Consider the following 24,647-nt stretch of genomic DNA (forward strand, 5'->3'; position numbering starts at 1 on the left):
GGCGGGCCGCACGGCCCGCCGTGACGGCCTGGGGAGGTATGTACTCGGCCGTTGCCGCTGTCCGCCTCGCCTCCTCCACCCGGAGCGCCACGGTCTCCTCGTCGATCGGAGGGTGCTCGTGGGCGGTGTCGGCCGAGAAGTCGGCACGGGCACTCACCGTCGCAGAGGCGTCGTACGGACCGTCGTACGGGGCCTGGGGACGCTGTTCGTAGGCCTCGTACGGCTCGAACGAGGGCCTCGCGTACGGCTGCTGCTGCCCGTACCAGTCGCCCGGGGCGTACTGCGGCGCCTGCTGGGCGGCCCACTGCCGGGGCTCGGCCGCGTCGCCGAACGGCGCCCCGGGATCGAAGGCCTCCGCCTCGAACGACTCGGCGCCCCCGTACGCGGCCTCGCCGCCGTAGGGGGCACTCTCGCGCTCGGGGCGCAGTGCCGTCACGCCGTGGCCCTGCCCACCACGGGGGCGAGCCCGGTCGACTTCGCCACGGCCCCTTGGTCGCCGCATTCCGCCAGCCAGTTGGCGAGCATGCGGTGGCCGTGTTCGGTGAGCACCGACTCGGGGTGGAACTGCACGCCCTCGACGGGCAGTTCACGATGCCTGAGGCCCATGATGATCCCGTCGTGGGTGCGCGCCGTGACCTCAAGCTCGGCCGGTACGGTCGTCGGCTCGGCTGCCAGGGAGTGGTAGCGGGTCGCGGTGAACGGGGTGGGCAGGCCTGCGAAGACGCCCTTGCCCTCGTGCTCCACCAGCGACGTCTTGCCGTGCAGCAGTTCGGGAGCGCGGTCCACCACACCGCCGTACGCCACCTGCATGGACTGCATGCCGAGGCAGACACCGAAGACGGGGACGCCGGTCGCGGCGCAGTGGCGGACCATGTCGACGCAGACGCCGGCCTCCTCGGGAGTGCCCGGCCCGGGGGACAGGAGCACCCCGTCGAAACCGTCCTGGGCGTGGGAGGTCGCCACCTCGTCGTTGCGCAGCACCTCGCACTCGGCACCCAGCTGGTACAGGTACTGGACCAGGTTGAAGACGAAGCTGTCGTAGTTGTCGACGACGAGGACCCGGGCGGGTCGGGCGGCACTCACTGGTCGTTCACCGTCACATCGTTGAAGGGGAGCAGGGGCTCCGCCCAGGGAAAGACGTATTGGAAGAGGACATAGACGACGGCCAGGGTCAGCACGAGGGAAACCAGCGCCTTCAGCCACGCGTTACCCGGCAGATGCCGCCAGATCCAGCCGTACATGCCGTCCCTTCCTTCACACCACGCCACCGGACTCACGCCGTACCGCCACCAGACTAACGGCGTAGTGCCTCCGGTTTCCCTGACTCCACAGGCTGTGTGGAATCCAGATGGCCCCAGACGATGAGCCGATGACTGTGTCCCCACTCCGGGTCGCACGTCGTCAGCGTCAGATAGCGCCCCGCGCGCGTGTACCCGGACTTCGTCGGCACGGGGTCGATGACCTGGACGTCCGTGGGCAATGTCCGATAGGGCCTCTTGTCGATGACGTACGTGAACCAGTCATCGCCGTCGGTCAGGACGACCGCGTCGCCGGGGCGCAGCTTGGGAAAATCTTTGAAGGGATCGCCGTAGGTGCGGCGGTGGCCGGCGACCGCGAAGTTCCCCTTCTGCCCCAGCTGCGTGGTGTTCGCGTAGTGCCCGAGCCCTTTCTTGAGAGTGTCCGTCTTCGTGCCCTCGAGGACGGGCTTGTTCCACGTCGCACCAAGGCGCGGGATGTACATGAGCGCGAAGGGCCTGGCGTCCCTGTACGGGGCGGGTGGCTCCGGAGCCACCGAGGCGCCGGGGCCGGACGTCGGTTTCGCCGGCTGCTTCGCCCACTGGTCCTGGAGCAGGTCGACCTGGTGGTCCATCTCGGTGTCGGCCTTCACGCCGGTCCAGAACAGCACATAGACGACGAAGAGCACGATCAGGGCGCCGGCGGTGATACAGAGTTCGCTGACGGTCCTCACGATCACGCGCACCGACACGGGTCCCCCGGCTGCCGTTACTCCACGGGCTTCGCGTACTTCAGATCCACTGTGCCCGAGTAGCCGGGAAGAGTCACCGGCCCGTCCTCGGTGACTTTCCAGCCCAGCCCGTAGACGTTGACGTACACCATGTAGTTCTGGATCGCCTCGCTCGCGGCGAGCGCCTTCTGCAGCTTCTCCGGGTCACCGACCGCCTGGATCTTGTACGGGGGCGAGTAGACGCGGCCCTGGAGGATCAGGGTGTTTCCGACGCAGCGCACGGCGCTGGTGGAGATCAGCCGCTGGTCCATGACCTTGATGCCCTGGGCGCCGCCCAGCCACAGGGCGTTCACCACGGCCTGCAGGTCCTGCTGGTGGATGACCAGATAGTCGGGCTGCGGCTCGGGGTAACCGGGGAGCTTGGCGGTGGCGTCCGGCGGAGCGTCGTTGAGGGTGACCGTGAGGGCCTCGCCCTTGAGGCTCTGGGTGCCGGCGTTCTTCTCCAGGGCCTTGAGTCGGGCGTCCTCGGCGTCGGTGCTGCCGTCGTCCCGCTCGGCGAGGGCCTCGACGTCGTCCCGGAGCACCGCGTTGGACTCGTCGAGCTGCCCGTTCTTGTGGCTGCGCTCCTGGATGAGGTCGGAGAGCTTCAGCAACGAGGCGTCCGTACGGATGTTGGTGCCCTTGGCCGTGTCGAAGCTGGTGAAGAAGATCAGCCCGGCGAGGGCGAAGACCCCGACCGTGAGCACGCGCACGGGGCGGATCCCGCCGCGGGTGGAGGTGTCCCCGTTCCGGGCAGCGGGCTCGGAGCCGGTCCCGGAGGAGTCACCGGACCCGGCCTCCGGGGAGGTGCCGGAACCAGCCTTGGGGGAGTCGGCTGAATTGCTCAACGTACCCTTATCTCCTTAGGCGCCGCGGAAGCACTACGCTAACGGACGCCCGGGGGAGCAATCAGTGTCCCCTTGTACGCTGCCCCGGAGCCCGCCACAGTTCCCTGCGCGGCCACGCAGCGCATCGACAGGAGAGACCCTCGTGCCGAAGTCACGTATCCGCAAGAAGGCCGACTACACGCCGCCGCCGTCCAAGCAGGCCACGAACATCAAGCTGAACAGCCATGGCTGGGTGGCCCCGGTCATGCTGGCCATGTTCCTCATCGGGCTGGCCTGGATCGTGGTCTTCTATGTGACCGACGGTTCGTTGCCGATCGATTCGCTCGGCAACTGGAACATCGTGGTCGGCTTCGGGTTCATCGCCGCGGGATTCGGCGTCTCGACCCAGTGGAAGTAGAGGTCCCCGCCCGGTGGAAGTAGCTCTCCCCAGAGCTATCCCCGGAGTTATCCACAGGTGTTTTCCACAGTGGGGAAAAAGAACGACCATCTGTGGATAACTCACCGGGCGTTGACGCCGGTATGACTGACCTACCGGCATCCGCAAGCATGTTCGCCCCCTGCCTGACCTGCGAGAACGTAGGTGAGCGACAGGGGGCACACCTGTTCCCGAACTCTATGCACAAGATCCGCCACGGTCTGTGGACAACAGTGCTGTAACAGTGCCGATGAAGGGCCTGACCGGTGAAGGCCCGACATCACCTCAGGTCAGCTGCGCGGTCCTGAGCAGCGTCATGACCACCACGGCGGCCAAGACCAGAGCACACGCGCCGTACTGGATCAGCGCCCGTCGCTCACGCGGTGCGTGCACCATCGCGTAGCCGATCAGGACACCGGCGACCAGGCCGCCGACGTGGGCTTCCCAGGCGATGTTGAACATCGGACTGAAGGTGAAGATCAGGTTGATCACCAGCAGGATGATCAACGGACGCATGTCGTAGTTGAGGCGGCGCATGAGGACGCCGGTCGCGCCGAAGAGGCCGAAGATGGCGCCGGAGGCGCCGAGCGACGGCTGGTTCTGCTCGGCGAGCAGGTAGGTGAGCGCGCTGCCGGCGAGGCCGGAGACGAAATAGAGCGCCAGATAGCGGGCACGGCCGAGGGCCGCCTCCAGAGGACCGCCGATCCACCACAGGCTGAGCATGTTGAACAGGATGTGTGTGACGCTGCTGCTGCTGTGCAGGAACATCGATGTCACCAGCCGGTACCACTGGCCTTCGGCGACGCCTTGGAACGAGGAGCCCAGTTCCGGGACCCAGGCCCGCCCGATGAGGCTGAACCGGTCTGTGAAGGTGTCGCCCACCGACATCTGCACCAGGAAGAGCAGCAGGTTCACGCCGATCAGGATCTTGGTGAGGAGCCGGGGGTCGGCGGCGACCGTGCCGCCCGCGAGAGTGCGCGGGGCGGAGGCCGAGGGCGCGTGGCCCGTACTGGATCCGCCGCGGACGCATTCGGGGCACTGGAAGCCCACGGAGGCGCTCACCATGCACTCGGGGCAGATGGGGCGCTCGCAGCGGGTGCAGCGGATACCCGTCTCGCGGTCCGGGTGCCGGTAGCAGGTGGGCAGGCTCTGCGCGTCCTGCGAGCCGCTCGGCACCTGGTCCATCGGGTCCCCTCCATCTCCTGTGCGGAACCAATCGCCCCGCCCATCCTTACGGATGGGCGGGGCGATTGGTTCCCTTCGGGACCTGGTGAACCTTTCGGGTCCGGCCCTCGCGAGGTGAACCCCGGCGGGCTCAGCCCTGGCGGGTCTCGACGACGACCGACTCGATGACGACGTCGTTGACCGGGCGGTCGGTGCGCGGGTTGGTCTGGGCACCGGCGATGGCGTCCACGATCTTCTGGCTGGCCGCGTCGACCACCTCACCGAAGATGGTGTGCTTGCGGGTCAGCCACGCCGTCGGGGAGACGGTGATGAAGAACTGCGAGCCGTTGGTGCCCGGACCGGCGTTGGCCATGGCCAGCAGGTAGGGCTTGTCGAAGCCGAGGTCCGGGTGGAACTCGTCCGCGAACTGGTATCCGGGACCACCGGTGCCGTTCCCCAGCGGGTCACCGCCCTGGATCATGAATCCACTGATCACCCGGTGGAAGACCGTGCCGTCGTAGAGCTTGTCAGTGGACTTCTGGCCGGTGGCCGGATTGGTCCACTCACGCTCGCCCTGGGCGAGCTCGACGAAGTTACGGACCGTCTTGGGCGCGTGGTTCGGCAGCAGCCGCACCTCGATGTCGCCGTGGTTCGTCTTCAGGGTGGCGTACAGCTGCTCTGCCACGATCTGCCTTCCGTTGTCCTCTGTGACTCCCCCGATCCTCGCACGGACGACGCGGTCCGTCCCCCGACGCCCACCCTCTCGTACGGCGGGTGCGCGGAAAACCGGTCGAGTACCCCCGGCACCGGCGCGCTTCGCGGCGATCCGTGGCATTGTCGGCACTGTCGGGGACAAGTTCCCGTTGTCCCATATTCATCCTCATATTGCACGTGACCGGTTCAGAGCGGCTCCTGCTCGATGATCAGCCGGAGTCGGTGCCCATGACCCGGATGCCCGCCCGCACATGCCCCGGATCGCTCCGGGAGGCATGATCCCCAAAAGGGTGGAAAGTCGAATGACGTACGCCACCGAGGAGGAGGATCCCGTGACCCGCATCGACAGCGTGCGCGCCGCGACCGGCTCGGCCAAGGACAGCGTGCTGCACGCCGCGGAAGTGGTGGCGCCCTACGCCGACACGGCAAAGGACAAGGCCTCGCACTACGCGCACGAGGCACGCGTACTGATCGCGCCGAAGGTGTCACAGGCTGCGGAACAGGCACGCGTCCAGTACGGCGCCCTTGTCGTCCCGCGCCTGGAGCAGGCTCGCACGCATGTGCCGCCGAAGGTCGACTACGCGGCCCATGAAGCCGCCGTCCGCACCCGCAAGGCGGCCCGCCAGGCCGCCGATTACTCCCGTCCCCGCATCGAACAGGCCGTGGCCGCCGCCGGCCCCGTCCGTGAGGAGGCCACCGCCCGCAGTGTCGCGGCGCTGGCCGCCCTGCGCGGACAGGTCTCGCCCCAGCAGATCCAGAAGCTGGTCCGCAGGCAGCAGCGCCGCGCGAGGCTCGGCAGCGCCGTCAAGGGCCTGGCCGTGCTGGGCGTCCTGGCGGGCGGCGCCTTCGCCGCCTGGAAGTGGTGGGACAAGCAGGCCAACCCCGACTGGCTGGTCGAGCCTCCCGCCGCCACCGAGGTCTCCGACCCCGGTCGCCTGTCCTCCGTCGACGGCAGCGGCCAGTCCGCCCTCGACCCCGAGGTCCAGGCCAAGCAGGCCGAGGAGGAGGCAGCCGACCGCGACGACCGCCGCTGAGGATCGGCGGCCGAGGAAATTTTTCGCGGCTGCCGCCGTCCCGTGACGAACTCTTCCGGCTCGGCCTCGCGTGCCCGGAGGCACGTTCGGCGGGACACCTTTCAACAGCCCTGTGGGGCAGAAGACTTGCAGGTCTTCTGCCCCACAGGGCTGTTTCACGTGAAACGTCCCACCCTCCAGGGCAGGGAACACGGCACCCCGGAATGTATTGATCCGGTTGCGAAGGGTGATGCACACATTCCGCCGCGCACCCTTGTGACACAGAGCACCGTTTTCGCATATGCGTACGCCGACACGTGCCAGCGGCCGTCACCCCGCCCCAGCGGCCCCCTCTGCACGGAGTGCACAGATAGCGATCGCGATGGGCCCCCATCCCAGACTCCACCGACGACTGGGTACCGAGGGCAGGAAAAAGGCCGGGCCGGATGTCCTGAGACATCCGGCCCGGCCAATCCACTGTGGAGCCTAGGGGAGTCGAACCCCTGACATCTGCCATGCAAAGACAGCGCTCTACCAACTGAGCTAAGGCCCCGAAAGGGAAGTGTCCACCCGGAACAACCGACCACCGGGAGGCTTCGCAGACCAGAGTACCGGGTCACCCCCGGGATCTCGCAAAAAGATTGGGGGTCCCCGTGAACGACCACTCTCCGTAAGATGCTCGTCGTGGTTCGCTACAGCGAACCACGGTATTTGGGGAAGCGATGGGGAGACGCAATGGACGCCGCACAGCAGGAAGCGACCGCAAGAGCCCGGGAGCTGCAGCGGAACTGGTACGGAGAGCCGCTGGGGGCGCTCTTCCGTAGGCTCATCGAGGACCTGGGTCTCAACCAGGCCCGTCTCGCGGGGGTGCTGGGCCTGTCCGCACCGATGCTGTCGCAGCTGATGAGTGGTCAGCGTGCCAAGATCGGCAACCCGGCAGTGGTCCAGCGGGTGCAGTTGTTGCAGGACCTGGCGGGTCAGGTCGCGGACGGCAGCGTGAGCGCCGCCGAGGCGACCGAGCGCATGGACGAGATCAAGAAGTCACAGGGGGGATCAGTGCTCAGCAACACCACGCAGTCGACGACGAGTTCGGGAGCGCCCACGGTCAAGCGGGTCGTCCGCGAGATCCAGTCGCTGCTTCGCTCGGTGGCGGCCGCGGGCGACATCATCGACGCGGCGGACACTCTCGCCCCGACCCACCCGGAACTGGCAGAGTTCCTCCGGGTGTACGGCGCGGGCCGCACCTCGGACGCGGTGGCGCACTACCAGTCCCACCAGAACTGAGCCCAAGGCCCGGTCCCCGGAAGGGGGTTCGGCGGCCGGGCCGAGGCCGATGAGGTCGGCGAGGGGTCTGTAGGCCCCTCGAGAGCCACGAAGACGTAGACGTAGGCTCCAGGAGAGCCGACAAGTGCAGCAGAACAGAGTGGCAGGGGGACAGAGGCGAGAAGCAAGCTCCGGGGGCAGCCGGGCACGTGCGAGCCGGCTCCGCGGAGGACGGCGCGAGCGCCGTGTCCTCCGCCGACGGGCAGCCAAGGGGTGAGCCGAAGGGGGAACGACGCACAGCCATGGGTGAGGTCTTCGCCGGCCGGTACGAACTGGTCGACCCGATCGGGCGCGGGGGAGTCGGCGCGGTCTGGCGCACCTGGGACCACCGCCGCCGCCGCTATGTGGCCGCCAAGGTCCTGCAACAGCGTGACGCGCACGCCCTGCTGCGCTTCGTCCGCGAGCAGGCCGTGCGGATCGACCACCCCCACGTGCTCGCGCCCGCCAGCTGGGCTGCCGACGACGACAAGGTCCTGTTCACCATGGACCTGGTGGCCGGGGGCTCCCTGGTCAACCTCGTCAACGACTACGGTCCCCTTCCGCCCGCCTACGTCTGCGACCTGCTCGACCAACTGCTGTCCGGCCTCGCCGCCGTGCACGCCGAGGGCGTCATCCACCGCGACATCAAGCCCGCCAACGTGCTGCTGGAGGCCACCGGCACGGCGCGGCCCCGCCTGCGCCTGTCCGACTTCGGCATCGCCATGCGTCTGGGCGAACCCCGCCTGACCGAGACCAACTACGTGGTGGGAACGCCGGGTTACTTCGCTCCCGAGCAGATGCTGGGCGCCGACCCGGACTTCCCGGCCGACCTCTTCGCGGTGGGCCTCGTCGCCCTGTACCTCCTGCAGGGCGCGAAACCCGACGCCAAGGCCCTCATCGAGCACTTCGCCGCCCACGGCACCCCGAACGCCCCGCGAGGCATCCCCGAGCCTCTGTGGCAGGTCATCGCCACACTGCTCCAGCCCGACCCCAACTCCCGCTTCCGCACGGCCACGGGCGCCCGCAAGGCTCTTGGCGCGGCCAGGGAGCTCCTGCCCGCCCCTGGGCCCGACGACGAGTTGGTGGAGGTATTCGACCAACTCGGCCCGCTCCCCGAGGGTTTCGTCCCCGACGGACCCCTGCAGAGGGCGTCAGGGCTGGACAAGACCGGAACAGGCACGGGCACCAGCGGAACGGGCACTGGCGGCACGTTTTCGCCGACCTCCAGCCCAGGTACGGACGCTCCTTCCGACTTGCCCGGTCGGCACGCCCCTTCATCTCCTTGGGGTCCCACCGTTCCCTCGGCTTCCGCCTCCTTCCCCTCCGCTGCTTCACCGCCTTCCGTGTCTGCGTATTCGCCCTCGCCATCGTCCTCAGTGCCGGTCATGGGGGTCGCCTCACCGTCCGGCACGGAGACGACACCGCCGCCGCCTCACAATCCGCCGGCATCCAGCCCGCCGCCTCAGGGCCCGCCGCCCCGTCCCGGCCCAGGCACCGCGCTACCCGCACCGAGCACAGGCTCCGTGCCCCAGCCCCCACACACGGGTTCCATATCGCCGCCGCCCATGCCCACCACCGCCCCACCCCACACCAACTCCACCGGTGCCGGTGCCGGTGCCGGTGCCGGGCAGTGGTCTCGCGATTCCTCCCCCTCGGCATCTTCGGCGTCTCCGCCGCACGCCGGCCACGTGTCGCCCGAGTCGCCCTCCACCGCCGTACCCCCTCGGCCCGAACGCGACCCCGTGCCCCCGCGGCCGTCCACGATGTCGGACACCGGCAGCTTCCATCTGCCGCCGCCCCAGGCACTCGCCGCCCATGCACCGTCGTGGCAGGCGGAACAGCAGCACACCCCCAAACCTGGCTACCCAGAGCACCAACCCGAGCAGCAGGCCACTCCCCCCACCGCGACGCCCGTCCAAGCTGCCCCAGCACAACACCCCGAACCCGCGCATGTGCCCTCCCCCCAGTCACACCCGCCGTTGGGCCTCTCCCAGGCCCCGACCACGGCGGTGCAGCAGCACGCTTACGCCTCTACTGATTCATACACCGCTCGCCCGTCACAGGTTCCACGTCGATCGCGGGCGCTTCGCCGACGCCGTCCGGGCCCGCCCGTCAAGGTCGTCCTGCCGGTCCTTCTGCTTGCACTGGCCTGCTTCGCCGTGGGGTTCTGGGCACTGGGCCAACTCTGAATCCCCCGGGGAAAACGGCCAATATCATAAGATACCCACTGATATTGAGCGATATCGGCACATCCCATCGGCCGACTCCGCGTCATCCAACGGCCCTCGCCCTGCGCCCCGCTGAGTCAGCCACGACCGCTGACACAGCGGCCCGCCTGCCCAGGCGCGCCCGCCAGCGCCCGGCCGATACAGCTCACCAGCCACAACAACCAGCACAAGGCGACGACCAGGCGGCCAGTACCTGCTACCGGCTTGCTCCGGGGCCGGCGCCCACGCGGCCATCCCCCGCCCTACCCTGCCAAGCCGCAGCTGATCGTCCTACCACCCCCGGGACGCCCCATGCCGCCCCCGCGGAGCCGTGCCCGCCTTCGTCCGCTCCTCCTGCGCACCGACGGGCGCCCTCCTGCGCGCCACGAGAGTCCACACCACGAGCCCGAACACCAGCAGGCTCCCCGTTCCGATGCCGCCCGCCGCGACGACCGTCATGGCGAGACGCCGGTCCCCGGTGCCCGAGGATGTCCCGGAACCCTCCCCACCACCGGAAGTCTCCGCGTCTTCTCCACCGCCGCTGTCCCCCGCTCCGTCCAGCGTGTCTCCTGTGGTCCCGCTCTCCGCGGCCTCCTGATCCTCCGCGGTGACCTCGAAAACCCCGCTCGGCTCGGAAGCACCCAGATACCTCGGCCCGGCCCCGGCCTTGCCCTCCAGCCGCACCCGCAGGGTCAACCCGAGAGGCTCCTCGCCATACCGGTCGGCGACCGACGTCCCGAGGTGCAGCGCCAGGTAGTACCAGCCGGCGAACCGCATCCCGCTCACTTCGTCGTCGGGGGAGAAACGGTTCTCGTACGCGACGGGCGGGAGCGGCTCCAGGGCGGTGGACTTTTGCTCGCCCCCGTAGTTGGCGGTCCTGTCGTCCACGAAGCCGCGTACGGGGTTGTAGAGCGACATGACGAACGCGTTCCCCACATACCCGTCGCCTTCGGTCGTGCTGCCCAGTTCGGCGGTGGCGTACAGCTGCTGCCCCCAGCCGACGGGCACCCTGTAGAAGAGCGTCTCCCCGGCTCCGATCCCGGCCTTGTCCTGCCAGACGCCCTGCGTCACGGGGCTCGCCGTCGCGAAGCCGCTGCCACCGCGACGCAGCTCGGGGTCACCGGACAGGCCTTCGGGCGGAGCGGAGTTCCAGCTCTCGGGGGCACTCGTCGAACCGCCTGTCGTCACAGCGGATTCCGACACGAAGCCGATCTCCAGCCCCCACTCCTCCGACGAGCCCTCCGAGGGCGAGCCCGACACCGAGCCGGTAGCCGAGCCCGCACTCGTCCCCGTACCGGTTCCCGCGGCCGAGCCGACCCGTTCCACGACGACGTAGTACGCCCCTGCCTCCTGGCACATGTACTCGTCGCTGCCGATCTCACGCGAGGCCCAGGCGGTGACGGGGTGCGCACTGCGGGTCGGGCCGAAGCGGGCGGTCTCGTAGGAGCAGCGATGTGCGTCGGCGTCCTGCAGGGACACCCGGACGCCGTCGGCGGAGGCTACCGCCGCTCCGGCACCGGGTACGGCTGTGGCCGAGACGTACGCATGGGCGGCGGCACCGAGATCGAGGCGGTAGTAGAGCTTGCCGCCCGGGCCGATGGAGCTCCGGTATGTCTTGCCGGCCTCCAGCCGCAGGGCTCCCGTGCTGCTCGTGGCGCCCTCCACCGTCCTCGCGTCTTCGGCGTAGGCGTAGGCGTACGAAGTGGGTGCGTCAGCCGCCCCGGCGGGTCCGATCGACGCCGCCGTCGCGCACAGGGCCGCGCCCATGGCTGCCGCAATTCGCCACCAGACCGTGCGCCGCCCCATCAAGCGCCACCCCTCGTCGTAGACCCGAAGTCGCGGCTCCGAAGTCGAAGCCCGGAAGAAGGCCCGTGGAGAAGCCGGGCAGTCGATGCCCGGATACATGCCGGCAGACCCCGCCCAGCGGTCGTGGCTACGCAGCAGCCTCCCGGAAGCCACGGCCCTGAACGCGCCCATCCTGCCGGGCCCCGCGCGCCGGTGCCCGCGTTCCTGAGAAGGAGCGGCCGAAAACGGCCTCTACACAGACCGCCGCTTCACCCAGGCAACCGAATCGTTTGCCAAGGCGAATCACAAGCCAGGGGTATGCGCATGAATATCCGGAATGGCGTGGACTGCGTGCCCGAGCGACACAAAACCCCGACCGCGAGCGCGGCCGGGGTCTGCTCTGAGACTGATGTCGATGTTCACGAACCCGTGGGCACGGAGTCAGTTGCCTCCGTCCACAGATCCTGCTCGGCGCGATCCGCCTGGATCTGGCGGTACACGAGGAGCCCGCCGATGGCGGCCAGTGCGACCAGGAGAAGCTTCTTCACCGCGCGACCTCGTCTTTCCTTGACGTAGGGGACCTCTGGCGCCCGACTATACACACCGACCGATACCGATCGGTGACCTGCGTCGCCCCCTCAACTCCCGCCGGGAAGACCGCAGTAGAACCGGACGCCACTGTTCCGATCGCAGGCTCATCACACAGGTCCCCCACATCTCGCACACGCGACGAGCCTCGGAGGCCGCGCCCCGCCCCCGTACGCCCTGCCCTGCGCATTCCCACGGCCTCCGGCAGGCACCTGCGGGCCCCCCGGGGGGCCTTCCGAGCCCCTTGCGTCCATCCGAGTGGTGTTCATCCGAAGATCCACGCGCCATGGGCGTCGGTCCGTGCTTTCGGAGCCCCCATACACATCATGAGGAAAGTACGCAAATCGCCCAACCCGAAAGTGAGGGGCCATGGCCCAGAACAAGGTCATGAAGTTGTGGACCGCCGTCGTCACCGCCGTCCTTGCCCTGTGCACGGCGCTCGGACTGATCACGACCACGGCGTCGGCCGCGGTACCGCAGACCAAGAGCACCCGCAACTGCGCGGCCCCCACGACGACATCGGCGGCGATGACTCCCCCGGCCCGGCCTCACGATCGCGCCCTGCCCCCCACGATGAAGCAACGCATCCGCGCCGAGGCCCACGGCTCCTCGCCCTCGTGCCGCCACCGCACGCCCTTGGACACGGCAGCCATGGATGGCGCCGCCCTGGAGCCCCCTCTCCCGCAAGTCGAGCAGCCCGCCGCACCCCTCCAGCGCTGATTCGGGCCGGGCAGTATCCCGCACAACCATCGTGGCGATCTTGCGTACGACGCCCCGTAGTACAGCCTCACAGCACAACGGGAACCCCCGGCCGGGACGGCCGGGGGTTCCCGCATACGCGCCCCCGCCAGCCCCCGCCAGCCCCCGCCGTGAACGACGAACGCCGTAAACCGCTGCCGGTCGAGGGCGTTCCTACTGATGCGGCGTACAGATTTTGATCCCGTGGCCTGATACCCACCAGATCGCTCAGATCATGGCGGCTTCTGGGCCCTGCGATTAGCCGGGTGGGCGGCTCAGCGGCGGTCGTGGCGGACCTTCCGGGCCCGCCCCCGTTCGCTGCCGTTGGTGTCAGCCGCTGATGTCGGCATCAAGCGCACCCCTGCCAGGCGGTCGCTCCGCCTCTTGTCCGGCACACAGCATCTGATGAGCCGGTACTACCTGCTCTCCGGGAAGCGGATCAATACCTCGCACCCGGACGGCCACAACATCGACGACCACGGGCGACCGAGGCGTCTGGATCTTGACTAGACGCCACCGAAACCGCTCGGGGACCGCCTTGGCCGGTAGTTCTGCCGTGGCCAGGCCGACCCACCGGTCGTAGACCGTTGGGTAGATACGGATGTCAGCGCCACACAGGGCACAGGTTGGCGGCTCGATGAACATCACGTCGTCGGGAACCGGCTCCGGCCTGGGTGGCGCCGTGGCCCCCTCGCTCTGCGCCATCGAGCTTGCGAGTCGACCCCAACAGACGTCGCAGAGTTCGGCTATGAGATCGATGCGTCCCCGGCTGTGGACACTCGGGTCGGGTTCTCCACAGTGCTGGCACGCACGCTCGTCACGGTCACCTGTCGCCCCCATATGTTCGAGTGTGAGTGGCTCTGAGCGAAGTGGAGTAGAGCGCGAATTGGCCTTTTCGACAGGTCAATCCCACATCACAAGGCTTTGTCCGCAACGGCCCTGAGCGGCTCTCGCCCACCACCTCGACGCGGCCTGCCTGCGTCCGGGTCTTCCTACCAGGCCGCGCCGCGCCGCGGTGAACGTCGCTGACTGTGCTCCCGCTGAGGTAGTTCTGCGCCCCTGCCGTGGCCGAGTGTCACGGGATTCAAGAACCGGAACGGAAGATCTCTTCTCCCAGACCTTCGATCGGCTCATGAAGCAGGCCGGCGCGCGCCGCATCACCGTCCGGCTCACCAGCACACCTGCGGCACCCTGCTCGCCTTGCTCAAGGCGCACCCCGAGGACGCTCGGGCGACCCTCCGGCACAGCCGGATCAGCATGACCATGGACGCCTGCACACATGCGCGGTCGGCGACAGCGAACGGAATCCGGCTCGATGTCAGCCATGGATGACCCCGATGTCAGCCGTGGATGACAAAGACCCCCAGCCGGTACCGGCTGGGGGTCTTCGCGATGGTGGGGCTAACAGGATTTGAACCTGTGGCCTCATCCTTATCAGGGATGCGCTCTAACCAACTGAGCTATAGCCCCGCCGCGCTCTGCGGTGTGTGTCCCGCGCGCTGACTCCTGAAGATTAGCGCACGACGTGGGGAGTCCCAAAATCGATACCCGGAGGGGGGCCATGACGCGGTGGGGAGCCCTGTCGGGGACGGCGTTCGGCGCTGTCCCCGTACTCCGTCCCCTACATCCTCTCCGCGCTCACTCGTCCTCGGCGAGCGTCAGCTCGATGCCGCCCACGAAGCCTGCGGACAGGTTGTAGATGAAGGCGCCGAGAGTGGCGAGGGCGGTCGCGAGGACGACGTCGATGACCGCGATGACCGTGGTGAAGATCAGCACGTTGGGCAGCGACAGGAACGACTGCAGATCGAATCCGTTGGACTCGTTGGAGCCGGTGGCCTCGGAGATGGTGGCGCCGACCGAGGAGAACACACCCATCGCGTTCATGACCATCCACAGCACCGCGGCCGCGACGACCGTGCAGATGCCGAGAGCGATGGAGAGCAGGAAGCTGACCTTCATCACGGACCACGGATCGGCCTTGGCCACCCGCAATCGCGCCTTGCGCGTACGAGGCGTCGTGCGCGCTCCCGTACGCGGCTTGCGGGACGAGCCTTCCGGCACCGGCTGGTAGGCCTGCGGCGGGTGGTACGGGCCGGCCTGCTGCTGCGACTGCCGCTCACCGGGCAGCGCGGAACCACCGGACTGAGCCGCCTGGGCCGGGGGCTGCGCCGGAGCCTGGCGGGCGGGCCCGCCCGCAGCCGCGGCCGGGCTGCCCGGCGCGGGCTGCTGGGTCTGCGGACCACGGGTGTCCGTCACGGTTCCCCCCTGGGATCCAGACTTCTCGGGCGAGGGCGCGGGCGCGGCCGAATCGGTCGCGCCCGTCTTGATCGCTTTCAGTTGGGTCGTGTGCGTGTCCATCGCACGCGCGGCGGAGCCACGGCCGCCGCCGTCCGCCTCCGACCCGGTCGAAGTGCCGGCCGAAGTACCGGACGATCCGGCGCCCGTGGCTCCGCTCACGCTGACTCACTCCTCGTGCTACTCGGACGAGGGCGCCTCACCCTCGTCCGTACCGGTCGTCGCGGCACCCTCGGCGGTCTCGTCAACGGCCTCGTCGCCGTCGATCTCCTCCGCCTCCCGCCCTGCCTCGGCGTTACGAGCGATGCCGACCACGGCATCGCGCTTGCCCAGGTTGATCAGTTGGACGCCCATGGTGTCACGGCCGGTTTCCCTGATCTCGTTGACTCGCGTACGAATCACACCGCCCGACAGCGTGATGGCGAGGATCTCGTCGGTCTCCTCGACCACCAGCGCGCCGACGAGCGAACCGCGGTCCTCGACGATCTTGGCGGCCTTGATACCGAGGCCACCGCGACCCTGGACGCGGTACTCGTCGACGCCGGTCCGCTTCGCGTACCCGCCGTCTGTGGCAGTGAACACGAACGTACCGGGTCGAACAACATTCATCGAGAGCAGCTCGTCCCCCTCACGGAAACTCATGCCCTTGACACCCGAGGTGGCACGGCCCATGGGCCGCAGCGCCTCGTCCGTCGCCGTGAAGCGGATCGACTGCGCCTTCTTGCTGATCAGAAGGATGTCATCCTCGGCCGATACGAGTTCGGCTCCGATCAGTTCGTCATCGGAACCGTCCTCCTTCTCACGGAGGTTGATCGCGATGACGCCGCCGGAACGGGGCGAATCGTAATCTTTCAGAGGCGTCTTCTTCACAAGACCACCCTTGGTGGCGAGCACCAGGTAGGGCGTGGCCTCGTAGTCGCGGATCGCGAGGATCTCGGCGATCGACTCGTCCGGCTGGAAGGCCAGCAGATTGGCGACGTGCTGTCCACGCGCGTCACGTCCGGCGTCCGGCAGCTCGTAGGCCTTGGCCCGGTAGACGCGGCCCTTGTTCGTGAAGAACAGCAGCCAGTGGTGCGTGGTCGACACGAAGAAGTGGTCGACGATGTCGTCTTCCTTGAGCTTCGTACCGCGTACGCCCTTGCCGCCGCGCTTCTGCGAACGGTAGTCCTCGGTCTTCGTGCGCTTGACGTAGCCACCGCGCGAGATCGTGACGACGATGTCTTCTTCGGCGATCAGGTCCTCGATGGACATGTCACCGTCGAAGGGCACCAGCTTGGAGCGGCGGTCGTCGCCGAACTTCTCGACGATCGCGGCGAGTTCCTCGCTGATGATGCCGCGCTGACGCACCGGCGAGGCGAGGATCGCGTTGTACTCGCGGATCTTCGCCTGCAGCTCGTCGTGCTCGGCGACGATCTTCTGGCGCTCCAGAGCGGCCAGCCGGCGCAGCTGCATCTCCAGGATGGCGTTGGCCTGGATCTCGTCGATCTCCAGAAGGCCCATCAGGCCCTCACGCGCGATCTCCACGGTGTCACTGCGCCGGATCAGCGCGATGACCTCGTCAATGGCGTCCAGGGCCTTCAGGAGGCCACGCAGGATGTGCGCGCGCTCCTCGGCCTTGCGCAGCCTGAAGCGCGTACGCCGGACGATGACCTCGATCTGGTGCGTCACCCAGTGCCGGATGAACGCGTCCAGGGACAGGGTCCGCGGTACGCCGTCCACCAGCGCCAGCATGTTCGCGCCGAAGTTCGTCTGCAGGTCGGTGTGCTTGTACAGGTTGTTCAGGACGACCTTGGCGACCGCGTCCCGCTTCAGGACGATGACCAGGCGCTGACCCGTACGGGACGACGTCTCGTCGCGGACGTCCGCGATGCCGCCGATCTTGCTGTCCTTCACCAGGTCGGCGATCTTCTGCGCGAGGTTGTCCGGGTTGACCTGGTACGGGAGTTCGGTGACCACCAGGCACTGGCGGTTCTGGATCTCCTCGACGTCGACGACCGCGCGCATCGTGATCGAGCCACGGCCCGTGCGGTACGCCTCCTCGATGCCCTTGCGGCCCACCACCAGGGCACCACTGGGGAAATCCGGGCCCTTGATGCGCTCGATCAGGGCATCGAGCAGCTCCTCGTGGGAGGCCTCGGGGTTCTCCAGGTACCACTGGGCACCGGCCGCGACCTCGCGGAGGTTGTGCGGCGGGATGTTCGTCGCCATACCGACCGCGATGCCCGCCGAACCGTTGATCAGCAGGTTCGGGAAGCGCGCCGGCAGAACCGTCGGCTCCTGGTTGCGGCCGTCGTAGTTGTCCGTGAAGTCGACGGTCTCCTCGTCGATGTCACGGACCATCTCCATGGACAGCGGCTTCAGCTTGCACTCGGTGTACCGCATGGCCGCGGCCGGGTCGTTGCCCGGGGAACCGAAGTTGCCGTTGGAGTCCACCAGCGGCATCCGCATCGACCACGGCTGCGCGAGACGGACCAGCGCGTCGTAGATCGAGGAGTCGCCGTGCGGGTGGTAGGTGCCCATGACGTCACCGACGACGCGGGCGCACTTGTAGAAGCCCTTCTCGGGCCGGTAACCGCCGTCGTACATCGCGTACAGGACCCGGCGGTGGACGGGCTTGAGACCGTCCCGTACGTCGGGCAGCGCGCGCGAGACGATGACGGACATCGCGTAGTCGAGATACGAGCGCTGCATCTCGGTCTCGAGCCCGACGGGCTCGACGCGCAGGGCGACCTCGCCCTCTTCGGGAGTGCTCGGACCGGTGGGGGAAAGAGGTGTCTCGTCGGTCATTGCTGGTGAAGATCCTTTCTGGTGCGGTCAGCTGAGACCGACTCAGATGTCGAGGAAGCGGACGTCCTTGGCATTGCGCTGGATGAACGCGCGGCGCGCCTCGACGTCCTCGCCCATCAGGACCGAGAACAGGTCGTCGGCCTGCGCGGCGTCGTCGAGCGTGACCTGGCCGAGGACCCGGTGCTCCTGGTCCATCGTCGTGATGCGCAGCTCCTCGGCGTTCATCTCGCCGAGACCCTTGAAGCGCTGGATCGAGTCCTCGCGGACCCGCTTGCCGTTCTGCCGGCCCAGCTCGATCAGGGCGTCGCGCTCACGGTCCGAGTACGCGTACTCGAAGTCGTCCCGGCCCCACTTGATCTTGTACAGCGGGGGACGGGACAGGAACACGTGTCCGGCCTCGACCAGCGGGCGCATGAAGCGGAAGAGGAAGGTCAGCAACAGGGTGTTGATGTGCTGGCCGTCGACGTCGGCGTCCGCCATCAAGATGATCTTGTGATAGCGCAGCTTCTCGATGTCGAAGTCCTCGTGGACCCCGGTACCGAAGGCCGAGATCAGCGCCTGGATCTCCTGGTTCTGCAGGATCTTGTCGATCCGCGCCTTCTCCACGTTCAGGATCTTGCCGCGGATCGGGAGGATCGCCTGGTACTGCGGATTGCGGCCGGACTTGGCCGAACCACCGGCGGAGTCACCCTCGACGATGAAGATCTCGCACTTGATGGGATCGTTCGACTGGCAGTCGGACAGCTTGCCCGGCAGCGACGCCGTCTCCAGCAGACCCTTGCGACGCGTGAGGTCACGGGCCTTACGGGCCGCCACGCGCGCGGTGGCCGCCTGGATGCCCTTGCGGATGATGTCCGAGGCCTCGACCGGATTGCGGTCCAGCCAGTCGTTGAGGTGCTCGTAGACCGCCCTCTGCACGAAGGTCTTCGCCTCCGTGTTGCCCAGCTTGGTCTTCGTCTGGCCCTCGAACTGCGGCTCGCTGAGCTTGACCGAGATGATCGCGGTCAGACCCTCGCGGATGTCGTCGCCCGTGAGGTTGTCGTCCTTCTCACGGAGCAGCTTCTTGTCGCGCGCGTACTTGTTGATCAGCGAGGTCAGCGCGGCCCGGAAGCCCTCTTCGTGCGTACCGCCCTCGTGCGTGTGGATGATGTTGGCGAAGGAGTACACACCTTCGCTGTAACCGGTGTTCCACTGCATCGCGACCTCGAGGGACAGGCTCTTGTCCTTGTCCTCCGCCTCCAGGTCGATGACGGTCGGGTGCACCACGTCTCCCTTGCGGGAGTTGAGGTGCGTCACGAAGTCGACGATGCCGCCCTCGTAGTGGTACGAGACGGTCCTGACCTCGTCCTTCTCGTCGGCACCCGCCTCGTCCGCACCGGTTGTGGCCTTCGCCACCTCGCGCTCGTCAGTGAGGTTGATCGTCAACCCCTTGTTGAGGAACGCCATCTCCTGGAAGCGCCGCGACAGCGTCTCGAAGGAGTACTCGGTGGTCTCGAAGATGTCGCCGTCGGCCCAGAAGGTGACCGACGTACCGTGCTCGTCCGTCGCCTCGTGCTGGGCCAGCGGAGCCGTCGGGACGCCCAGCTTGTAGTCCTGCGTCCAGCGGTAGCCGTCGGTCCTGACCTCGACGGCGACCCTGCTGGACAGGGCGTTCACGACGGAGACGCCGACGCCGTGCAGACCGCCGGAGACCGCGTAGCCGCCGCCGCCGAACTTGCCGCCCGCGTGCAGCACGGTCAGCACGACCTCGACGGCGGGTTTGCCCTCGGACGGAACGATGCCCACCGGGATGCCGCGGCCGTTGTCGATGACGCGCACGCCGCCGTCGGCGAGGATCGTCACGTCGATGGTGTCCGCGTGACCGGCCAGCGCCTCGTCGACCGAGTTGTCGACGACCTCCTGCACCAGGTGGTGCAGACCACGCTCACCGGTCGAGCCGATGTACATGCCGGGCCGCTTGCGGACCGCGTCCAGCCCTTCGAGGACGGTGATGGCGCTGGCGTCGTACGAGGCTGTGACCTCGCCGTTGACGCCGGCGCCGGTGGACGGGATGTTCTCGTTGGGGTTGCCGGAATCGGCCACGAAGCGCCCTTTCTGGCACAGCACAAACCAGGCGCCCGGCGGGTTTGCCGGAGCGGCTGCGGCATGTTGCGGTGAAAGCCTTTGTCAGCGTTGCAGAGAGTTTCCGAAGCGGTCCCCACCAATGGGGCGGGATTAGCTTCCAGTCTACCGGTAGCGCCGACAGTGATGGGGGTTTGCCGGTACCTGAGTCCGCATGTGCCGCCCTGAACCGGTCTCTCCCGACTCCCCATATGCGGAACGGGGCTCCAAGAGGCTCACAGCGGCACTCAGCGCTTCCGACTGTGAACCCTTTGCTACTCCCGGGTCAGGTCGGCGTTCGCAACCGCACGCGACCGTGCGCGCCGGAGCACACGGCCGTCCGGCGGGCAGCGAAGGACCCCCGGTCATGGACACGGAGGCGCCCTGAAATGTGACTACGGTCACCCGTAGGTGTCGCCGGGCCCGGTGCTCCCCGGGGCACGCAGGGGCCCGTAGCGACGGGCGGAACCACTGGGGCCGTGGACCTTGAGCAGCCTTACGGTGCCATGGCCGAGGTCCTCGTTGAGCCGGGCCACCAGCTGCGGGGCGAGCAGCCGCAGGTTCGTCGCCCACGCCGTCGAGTCGCACCGCACATGCAGGACCCGCTCGTCCTCGTCGTACCGCTCCGGTACGCACTTCCTCGCCAGGTCCTCACCGACGATCTGCGGCCAGCGGCCCATGACCCCGCCGACGGCGGCCGGGGTCTCCCAGCCGCGCTCGGTGATCAGCCGGTTGATGGCGGAGCCGAGGGCCATCGGGTCGCGGCCGTCGGCACGCGCGCCGGAGCGCAGACCGGCACCCCGTCGCACCTGCTTCTTCTGCTGCGCGGCGTCCCCTCGCGCGCGTGCGGCCTCCTTAGCGGCGCGCAGCGCCACCCGCGCGAGGTCCACACCGGAAGGCTCGGGAGGCTTGGGGGCTCCCTCGGATCCGCTCATGCGCGCTCCACCGTCCCGTCGGACACGGTGTACCGCGTCCCCGCCAGTACGCCAGGTACGTCGTCGTCGACCGCGGCCGTCACCAGCACCTGCTCGCCCGGCGCGACCAGCTCCGCCAGACGCTCCCGCCGACGGGCGTCCAACTCGGCGAAGACGTCGTCGAGGATCAGCACCGGCTCGTTGCCCTCGGCCCGCAGCAGATCGTACGAGGCGAGCCGCAGCGCCAAAGCGTACGACCAGGACTCGCCGTGGGAGGCGTATCCCTTGGCGGGGAGCTGGCCGAGTCTGAGGTTCACATCGTCCCGATGCGGCCCTACGAGGGTGACGCCCCGCTCGATCTCCTGCTTGCGGCTCTCGCCGAGGGCGGCCATCAGCTGCTCGTACAGCTCCTCTCGCGCGTGGCCGACAATGGCGGGCGAGGAAGGTTTGTAGTCCAGACTCACCGGTCCGCCCCCAGGTGCCAGCTGCTCGTACGCCTTGTCGGCGAGCGGCTGGATCGCGGCGACCAGGTCCAGACGCTGGGCGAGCAACTCGGCGCCCACGCGCGCGAGATGCTGGTCCCACACGTCGAGCGTGGACAGGTCCATGGTGCGGCCGCCGTGCCGGCGGGCCAGTGCGGCCGTCTTGAGGAGCGTGTTGCGCTGCTTGAGCACCCGCTCGTAGTCGGAGCGCACGCCCGCCATGCGCGGGGCCCGTGCGGTGATCAACTCGTCGAGGAAGCGCCGCCGTTCACCGGGATCACCCTTGACCAGCGCGAGGTCCTCCGGCGCGAACAGCACCGTTCGCACGATGCCGAGGACATCACGCGGCCTGACCTGCGACGACCTGTTGACGCGCGCCCGGTTCGCCTTGCCGGGGTTCAGCTCCAGCTCGACGAGCTGCTGCCGCTCGCCCTGCCGCACCTGCGCCCGGATCACCGCGCGGTCGGCGCCCATGCGGACCAGGGGCGCGTCCGACGACACCCGGTGGCTGCCGAGGGTCGCGAGATAGCCGACGGCCTCGACCAGGTTCGTCTTGCCCTGCCCGTTGGGGCCCACGAACGCGGTGACGCCCGGGTCGAGCGGGACCTCGACCCGGGCGTACGAGCGGAAGTCGGCCAGCGACAGATGCGTGACGTGCATGGTCGGGTGCCGACCTCCCCCAGGGTTGTGGACCGCTGTGCGGACCTGTGAACGACTTCTCGTCGACTGTTTCGTGTGTGCGGTCTTGCCTTCGGTGCCGTGGGCTACTTCTTCTCGACCGCGTGGCCGCCGAACTGGTTCCGCAGCGCCGCGACCATCTTCATCTGCGGAGAGTCCTCCTGGCGCGACGCGAACCGCGCGAAGAGCGAGGCCGTGATCGCCGGCAGCGGCACGGCGTGGTCGATGGCGGCCTCCACGGTCCAGCGGCCCTCGCCCGAGTCCTGTGCGTAGCCCTTCAGCCCGTCCAGGTGCTCGTCCTCGTCCAGGGCTTTCACCGCCAGGTCGAGCAGCCAGGAGCGGATGACCGTGCCGTCCTGCCAGGAACGGAAGACCTCGCGGACGTCCGTCACCGAGTGGACCTTCTCCAGGAGCTCCCAACCCTCGGCGTACGCCTGCATCATGGCGTACTCGATGCCGTTGTGGACCATCTTCGCGAAGTGCCCGGCACCGACCTTGCCGGCGTGCACCGCGCCGAGGTCACCCTCGGGCTTCAGCGCGTCGAAGACGGGCCGCACCTTGGCGACGTCCTCCGCGTCACCGCCGTACATCAGCGCGTAGCCGTTCTCCAGACCCCAGACTCCGCCGGAGACACCGCAGTCGACGAAGCCTATGCCCTTGGCCGCCAGCTCCTCGGCATGCTTCTCGTCGTCCGTCCAGCGGGAGTTGCCGCCGTCCACGACGACGTCGCCGGGCTGGAGCAGCTCGGCCAGCTCGTCGACGGTCGACTGGGTGGCTGCACCGGCCGGGACCATCACCCACACGACCCGCGGGCCCTTGAGCCTGCCCACAAGCTCCTCGAGGCTGTGGACATCGGCGAGATCCGGGTTCCGGTCGTATCCGATGACGGTGTGACCTGCGCGGCGGATCCGCTCGCGCATGTTGCCGCCCATCTTGCCGAGGCCGACGAGACCGAGCTCCATCAGTTGTTCCTTAGGTTGCGACGTGGCATGAGGGCACCTGCGTACCCACGCACGAGCCTAAACCCGCACACTCACGCACACCTGTGGGCATACCCGCTCATACGTACACCCCGACCTGCGGCTTCACACCGAGGGCCCGGTGATCCACCGGGCCCCACAGCGCTGTGGACCACCTCCGGCGGCTCGGCCGCGGCGGCGTCCGGCCGGTCAGCCGCTGAGCCGCACCGGCATGATCAGGTACTTGTAGGCCTCGTCCGCCTCGGCGTCCACGGCCGGCTTGCCGCTGAGCAGCGCGGGCTTGGTGGAGGTGGTGAACGACAGCTGGGCGACCGGGGAGTCGATGGCGCTGAGGCCGTCCAGCAGGAAGGTGGGGTTGAAGGCGATCGAGATGTCGTCGCCCTCCAGCTGGGCGTCGACCCTTTCCACAGCCTGTGCGTCGTCGCTGGAGCCGGCCTCCAGGATCAGCACGCCCTGCTCGAAGCTCAGCCGCACCGGGGTGTTCCGCTCGGCGACCAGGGCGACACGCTTGACGGCCTCGACGAAGGGCGCCGTCTCGATGACGGCCACGCTGTTGAACTCCGTCGGGAACAGCGTGCGGTACTTCGGGAGGTCACCCTCCAGCAGCCGCGTGGTCGTACGACGGCCCGCGCCCTCGAAACCGATCAGACCCTCGCCCGAGCCCGAGCCGGAGAGCGCCAGGATGACGCTGTCGCCGCTCGTGAGGGCCTTGGCGGTGTCCAGGAGCGTCTTGGCGGGCACCAGGGCGACCGCGGACGCCTCGGGGTTCTCCGGCTTCCACAGGAACTCACGGACCGCGAAGCGGTAGCGGTCGGTGGAGGCCAGCGTGACCGTGTCGCCCTCGATCTCGATGCGCACACCGGTGAGGACGGGCAGCGTGTCGTCGCGCCCGGCGGCAATGGCCACCTGGGCGGCGGCGGAGGCGAAAACCTCGCCGGGGACGGTGCCCGTGGCGTTCGGCATCTGCGGCAGGGACGGGTACTCCTCCACAGGCAGTGTGTGGAGCGTGAACCGGGAGGAACCGCAGACCACCGTCGCCCGTACACCGTCTGTGGAGATCTCCACCGGACGGTTGGGGAGGGCGCGGCAGATGTCGGCGAGAAGCCTGCCGGAGACGAGCACCGTGCCCTCCTCGTCGACCTCCGCCTCCACGGACACCCGAGCGGAGACCTCGTAGTCGAAGCTGGAGAGGCTCAGCTGGCCTTCCTCGGCCTTCAGAAGGAGGCCGGCGAGAACAGGCGCCGGCGGCCGGGCCGGGAGGCTGCGCGCCGCCCAGGCCACTGCCTCCGCGAGTACGTCGCGTTCCACCCGGATCTTCACTGTTGCCGCCTCCTGCTGTTGCCGGCGCTTCTCGCCCTGCCTGGCTTCGTCGTCTGTCTCGGTGTCGCTGGTTCCTGTGAGGGGAAGGACACCGGGAACAGTCTGACGCACACCACTGACACTCGGAGCCTCTCGGGGTCAAGTCGTGACGAGGCGCGGTCGGGCAGCCCAGAGCGAGTTGTGCACAGGACCCACTTCGAAACGGATTCCCAGCTCTCTCTAGTTGGGAGTAGTAGTAGGGGCTGTGGAAACCGTGGATAACCCCGTTTTCGCAGCTCAGACGGCAAATTTTGTCCACCGGGCCTGTGGGCG

General features: G+C 68.4%; 21 protein-coding genes, 2 tRNA genes and 2 pseudogenes. 6 read left to right on the forward strand and 19 right to left on the reverse strand.

From position 1 onward, the window contains the following. The 5 genes and pseudogenes from AWZ10_RS13045 to AWZ10_RS13060 all read right to left on the reverse strand — a co-directional run. A pseudogene (locus tag AWZ10_RS13045) lies at positions 1-436 on the reverse strand (class E sortase); the annotation flags it as partial. Beyond that, positions 433-1,083, reverse strand: a complete 651-nt coding sequence (locus AWZ10_RS13050) for an aminodeoxychorismate/anthranilate synthase component II (protein WP_046703137.1) — start codon at positions 1,081-1,083, stop codon at positions 433-435. The pseudogene AWZ10_RS13045 and the gene AWZ10_RS13050, both read right to left, overlap by 4 nt. After that, complete coding sequence (locus AWZ10_RS50135) at positions 1,080-1,241, reverse strand: hypothetical protein (RefSeq protein ID WP_037689719.1); 162 nt, start codon at positions 1,239-1,241, stop codon at positions 1,080-1,082. The genes AWZ10_RS13050 and AWZ10_RS50135 overlap by 4 nt, the downstream gene beginning before the upstream one ends. 53 nt (positions 1,242-1,294) lie before the next feature. Then, positions 1,295-1,987, reverse strand: a complete 693-nt coding sequence (locus AWZ10_RS13055; protein WP_060891137.1) for a class E sortase — start codon at positions 1,985-1,987, stop codon at positions 1,295-1,297. 17 nt (positions 1,988-2,004) lie between these two features. Then, a complete protein-coding gene (locus AWZ10_RS13060) occupies positions 2,005-2,853 on the reverse strand; it encodes a DUF881 domain-containing protein (RefSeq protein WP_060891138.1) in 849 nt (282 codons plus the stop codon). Between the two features lie 142 nt (positions 2,854-2,995). On the opposite strand from AWZ10_RS13060, the gene crgA reads away from it, so the two are divergent. Next, on the forward strand, positions 2,996-3,250 hold the full coding sequence (gene crgA / locus AWZ10_RS13065) for a cell division protein CrgA (RefSeq protein WP_037689717.1): 255 nt from the start codon (positions 2,996-2,998) through the stop codon (positions 3,248-3,250). A 303-nt stretch (positions 3,251-3,553) separates the two neighbouring features. Here crgA and AWZ10_RS13070 read toward each other — a convergent pair whose 3' ends face one another. Together AWZ10_RS13070 and AWZ10_RS13075 are read right to left on the reverse strand one after the other, a co-directional pair. Then, positions 3,554-4,453 carry a rhomboid family intramembrane serine protease gene (locus AWZ10_RS13070; protein WP_046703139.1) on the reverse strand — a complete coding sequence of 300 codons (900 nt, stop codon included), beginning with the start codon at positions 4,451-4,453 and terminating at the stop codon, positions 3,554-3,556. Positions 4,454-4,583: 130 nt separating this feature from the next. Continuing rightward, positions 4,584-5,117 (reverse strand): peptidylprolyl isomerase, encoded by a 534-nt coding sequence (locus AWZ10_RS13075; protein WP_037689715.1) that lies wholly within the window; start codon positions 5,115-5,117, stop codon positions 4,584-4,586. 361 nt (positions 5,118-5,478) lie between these two features. On the opposite strand from AWZ10_RS13075, the gene AWZ10_RS13080 reads away from it, so the two are divergent. Then, the gene (locus AWZ10_RS13080; protein ID WP_060891160.1) at positions 5,479-6,180 is read left to right on the forward strand and encodes a DUF5324 family protein; all 702 of its coding nucleotides are present in this window, start codon (positions 5,479-5,481) and stop codon (positions 6,178-6,180) included. 459 nt (positions 6,181-6,639) lie between these two features. On the opposite strand, the gene AWZ10_RS13085 is transcribed toward AWZ10_RS13080, so the two are convergent. Further along, positions 6,640-6,712 (reverse strand) — tRNA-Ala (locus tag AWZ10_RS13085). Between the two features lie 182 nt (positions 6,713-6,894). Here AWZ10_RS13085 and AWZ10_RS13090 point away from each other — a divergent pair. Both AWZ10_RS13090 and AWZ10_RS13095 read left to right on the forward strand, forming a co-directional pair. Then, positions 6,895-7,443 carry a helix-turn-helix domain-containing protein gene (locus AWZ10_RS13090; RefSeq protein WP_037689714.1) on the forward strand — a complete coding sequence of 183 codons (549 nt, stop codon included), beginning with the start codon at positions 6,895-6,897 and terminating at the stop codon, positions 7,441-7,443. A gap of 281 nt (positions 7,444-7,724) precedes the next feature. Further along, on the forward strand, positions 7,725-9,650 hold the full coding sequence (locus tag AWZ10_RS13095) for a serine/threonine-protein kinase (RefSeq protein WP_060891139.1): 1,926 nt from the start codon (positions 7,725-7,727) through the stop codon (positions 9,648-9,650). Between the two features lie 309 nt (positions 9,651-9,959). On the opposite strand, the gene AWZ10_RS13100 is transcribed toward AWZ10_RS13095, so the two are convergent. Together AWZ10_RS13100 and AWZ10_RS47630 are read right to left on the reverse strand one after the other, a co-directional pair. Continuing rightward, entirely contained in the window at positions 9,960-11,435 is a 1,476-nt protein-coding gene (locus tag AWZ10_RS13100; RefSeq protein ID WP_060891140.1) for a hypothetical protein, read from the reverse strand. A gap of 437 nt (positions 11,436-11,872) precedes the next feature. Then, positions 11,873-12,001 (reverse strand): DLW-39 family protein, encoded by a 129-nt coding sequence (locus AWZ10_RS47630; protein ID WP_003999697.1) that lies wholly within the window; start codon positions 11,999-12,001, stop codon positions 11,873-11,875. 409 nt (positions 12,002-12,410) lie between these two features. On the opposite strand from AWZ10_RS47630, the gene AWZ10_RS13105 reads away from it, so the two are divergent. Then, on the forward strand, positions 12,411-12,761 hold the full coding sequence (locus AWZ10_RS13105) for a DUF6344 domain-containing protein (RefSeq protein WP_060891141.1): 351 nt from the start codon (positions 12,411-12,413) through the stop codon (positions 12,759-12,761). A 402-nt stretch (positions 12,762-13,163) separates the two neighbouring features. Continuing rightward, on the forward strand, positions 13,164-13,289 hold the full coding sequence (locus AWZ10_RS55065; RefSeq protein WP_267893554.1) for a hypothetical protein: 126 nt from the start codon (positions 13,164-13,166) through the stop codon (positions 13,287-13,289). Between the two features lie 9 nt (positions 13,290-13,298). On the opposite strand, the pseudogene AWZ10_RS55475 reads toward AWZ10_RS55065, so the two are convergent. From AWZ10_RS55475 to dnaN, 9 genes and pseudogenes are all read right to left on the reverse strand, one after another. After that, a pseudogene (locus tag AWZ10_RS55475) lies at positions 13,299-13,619 on the reverse strand (DUF6083 domain-containing protein); the annotation flags it as partial. Positions 13,620-14,172: 553 nt separating this feature from the next. Continuing rightward, positions 14,173-14,249, reverse strand: a tRNA-Ile gene (locus tag AWZ10_RS13110). 168 nt (positions 14,250-14,417) lie between these two features. Then, a complete protein-coding gene (locus AWZ10_RS13115) occupies positions 14,418-15,236 on the reverse strand; it encodes a DUF3566 domain-containing protein (protein WP_046703987.1) in 819 nt (272 codons plus the stop codon). Between the two features lie 18 nt (positions 15,237-15,254). Further along, positions 15,255-17,861: a DNA gyrase subunit A gene (gene gyrA, locus AWZ10_RS13120; protein WP_046703986.1), complete on the reverse strand. Its 2,607-nt coding sequence runs from the start codon at positions 17,859-17,861 to the stop codon at positions 15,255-15,257. Between the two features lie 42 nt (positions 17,862-17,903). Further along, positions 17,904-19,943, reverse strand: a complete 2,040-nt coding sequence (gene gyrB, locus AWZ10_RS13125; protein ID WP_173531479.1) for a DNA topoisomerase (ATP-hydrolyzing) subunit B — start codon at positions 19,941-19,943, stop codon at positions 17,904-17,906. A 419-nt stretch (positions 19,944-20,362) separates the two neighbouring features. Next, on the reverse strand, positions 20,363-20,896 hold the full coding sequence (locus AWZ10_RS13130; protein WP_208618491.1) for a DciA family protein: 534 nt from the start codon (positions 20,894-20,896) through the stop codon (positions 20,363-20,365). After that, the gene (gene recF / locus AWZ10_RS13135; protein WP_060891142.1) at positions 20,893-22,017 is read right to left on the reverse strand and encodes a DNA replication/repair protein RecF; all 1,125 of its coding nucleotides are present in this window, start codon (positions 22,015-22,017) and stop codon (positions 20,893-20,895) included. The genes AWZ10_RS13130 and recF overlap by 4 nt, the downstream gene beginning before the upstream one ends. 104 nt (positions 22,018-22,121) lie before the next feature. Further along, entirely contained in the window at positions 22,122-22,997 is an 876-nt protein-coding gene (gene gnd / locus AWZ10_RS13140; protein WP_046703983.1) for a phosphogluconate dehydrogenase (NAD(+)-dependent, decarboxylating), read from the reverse strand. A 207-nt stretch (positions 22,998-23,204) separates the two neighbouring features. Next, the gene (gene dnaN / locus AWZ10_RS13145) at positions 23,205-24,335 is read right to left on the reverse strand and encodes a DNA polymerase III subunit beta (protein WP_037689673.1); all 1,131 of its coding nucleotides are present in this window, start codon (positions 24,333-24,335) and stop codon (positions 23,205-23,207) included. Between the last annotated feature and the right edge of the window lie 312 nt (positions 24,336-24,647).

Source organism: Streptomyces europaeiscabiei, assembly GCF_001550375.1.
In the GTDB taxonomy this organism is placed as follows: Bacteria; Actinomycetota; Actinomycetes; order Streptomycetales; family Streptomycetaceae; genus Streptomyces; species Streptomyces europaeiscabiei.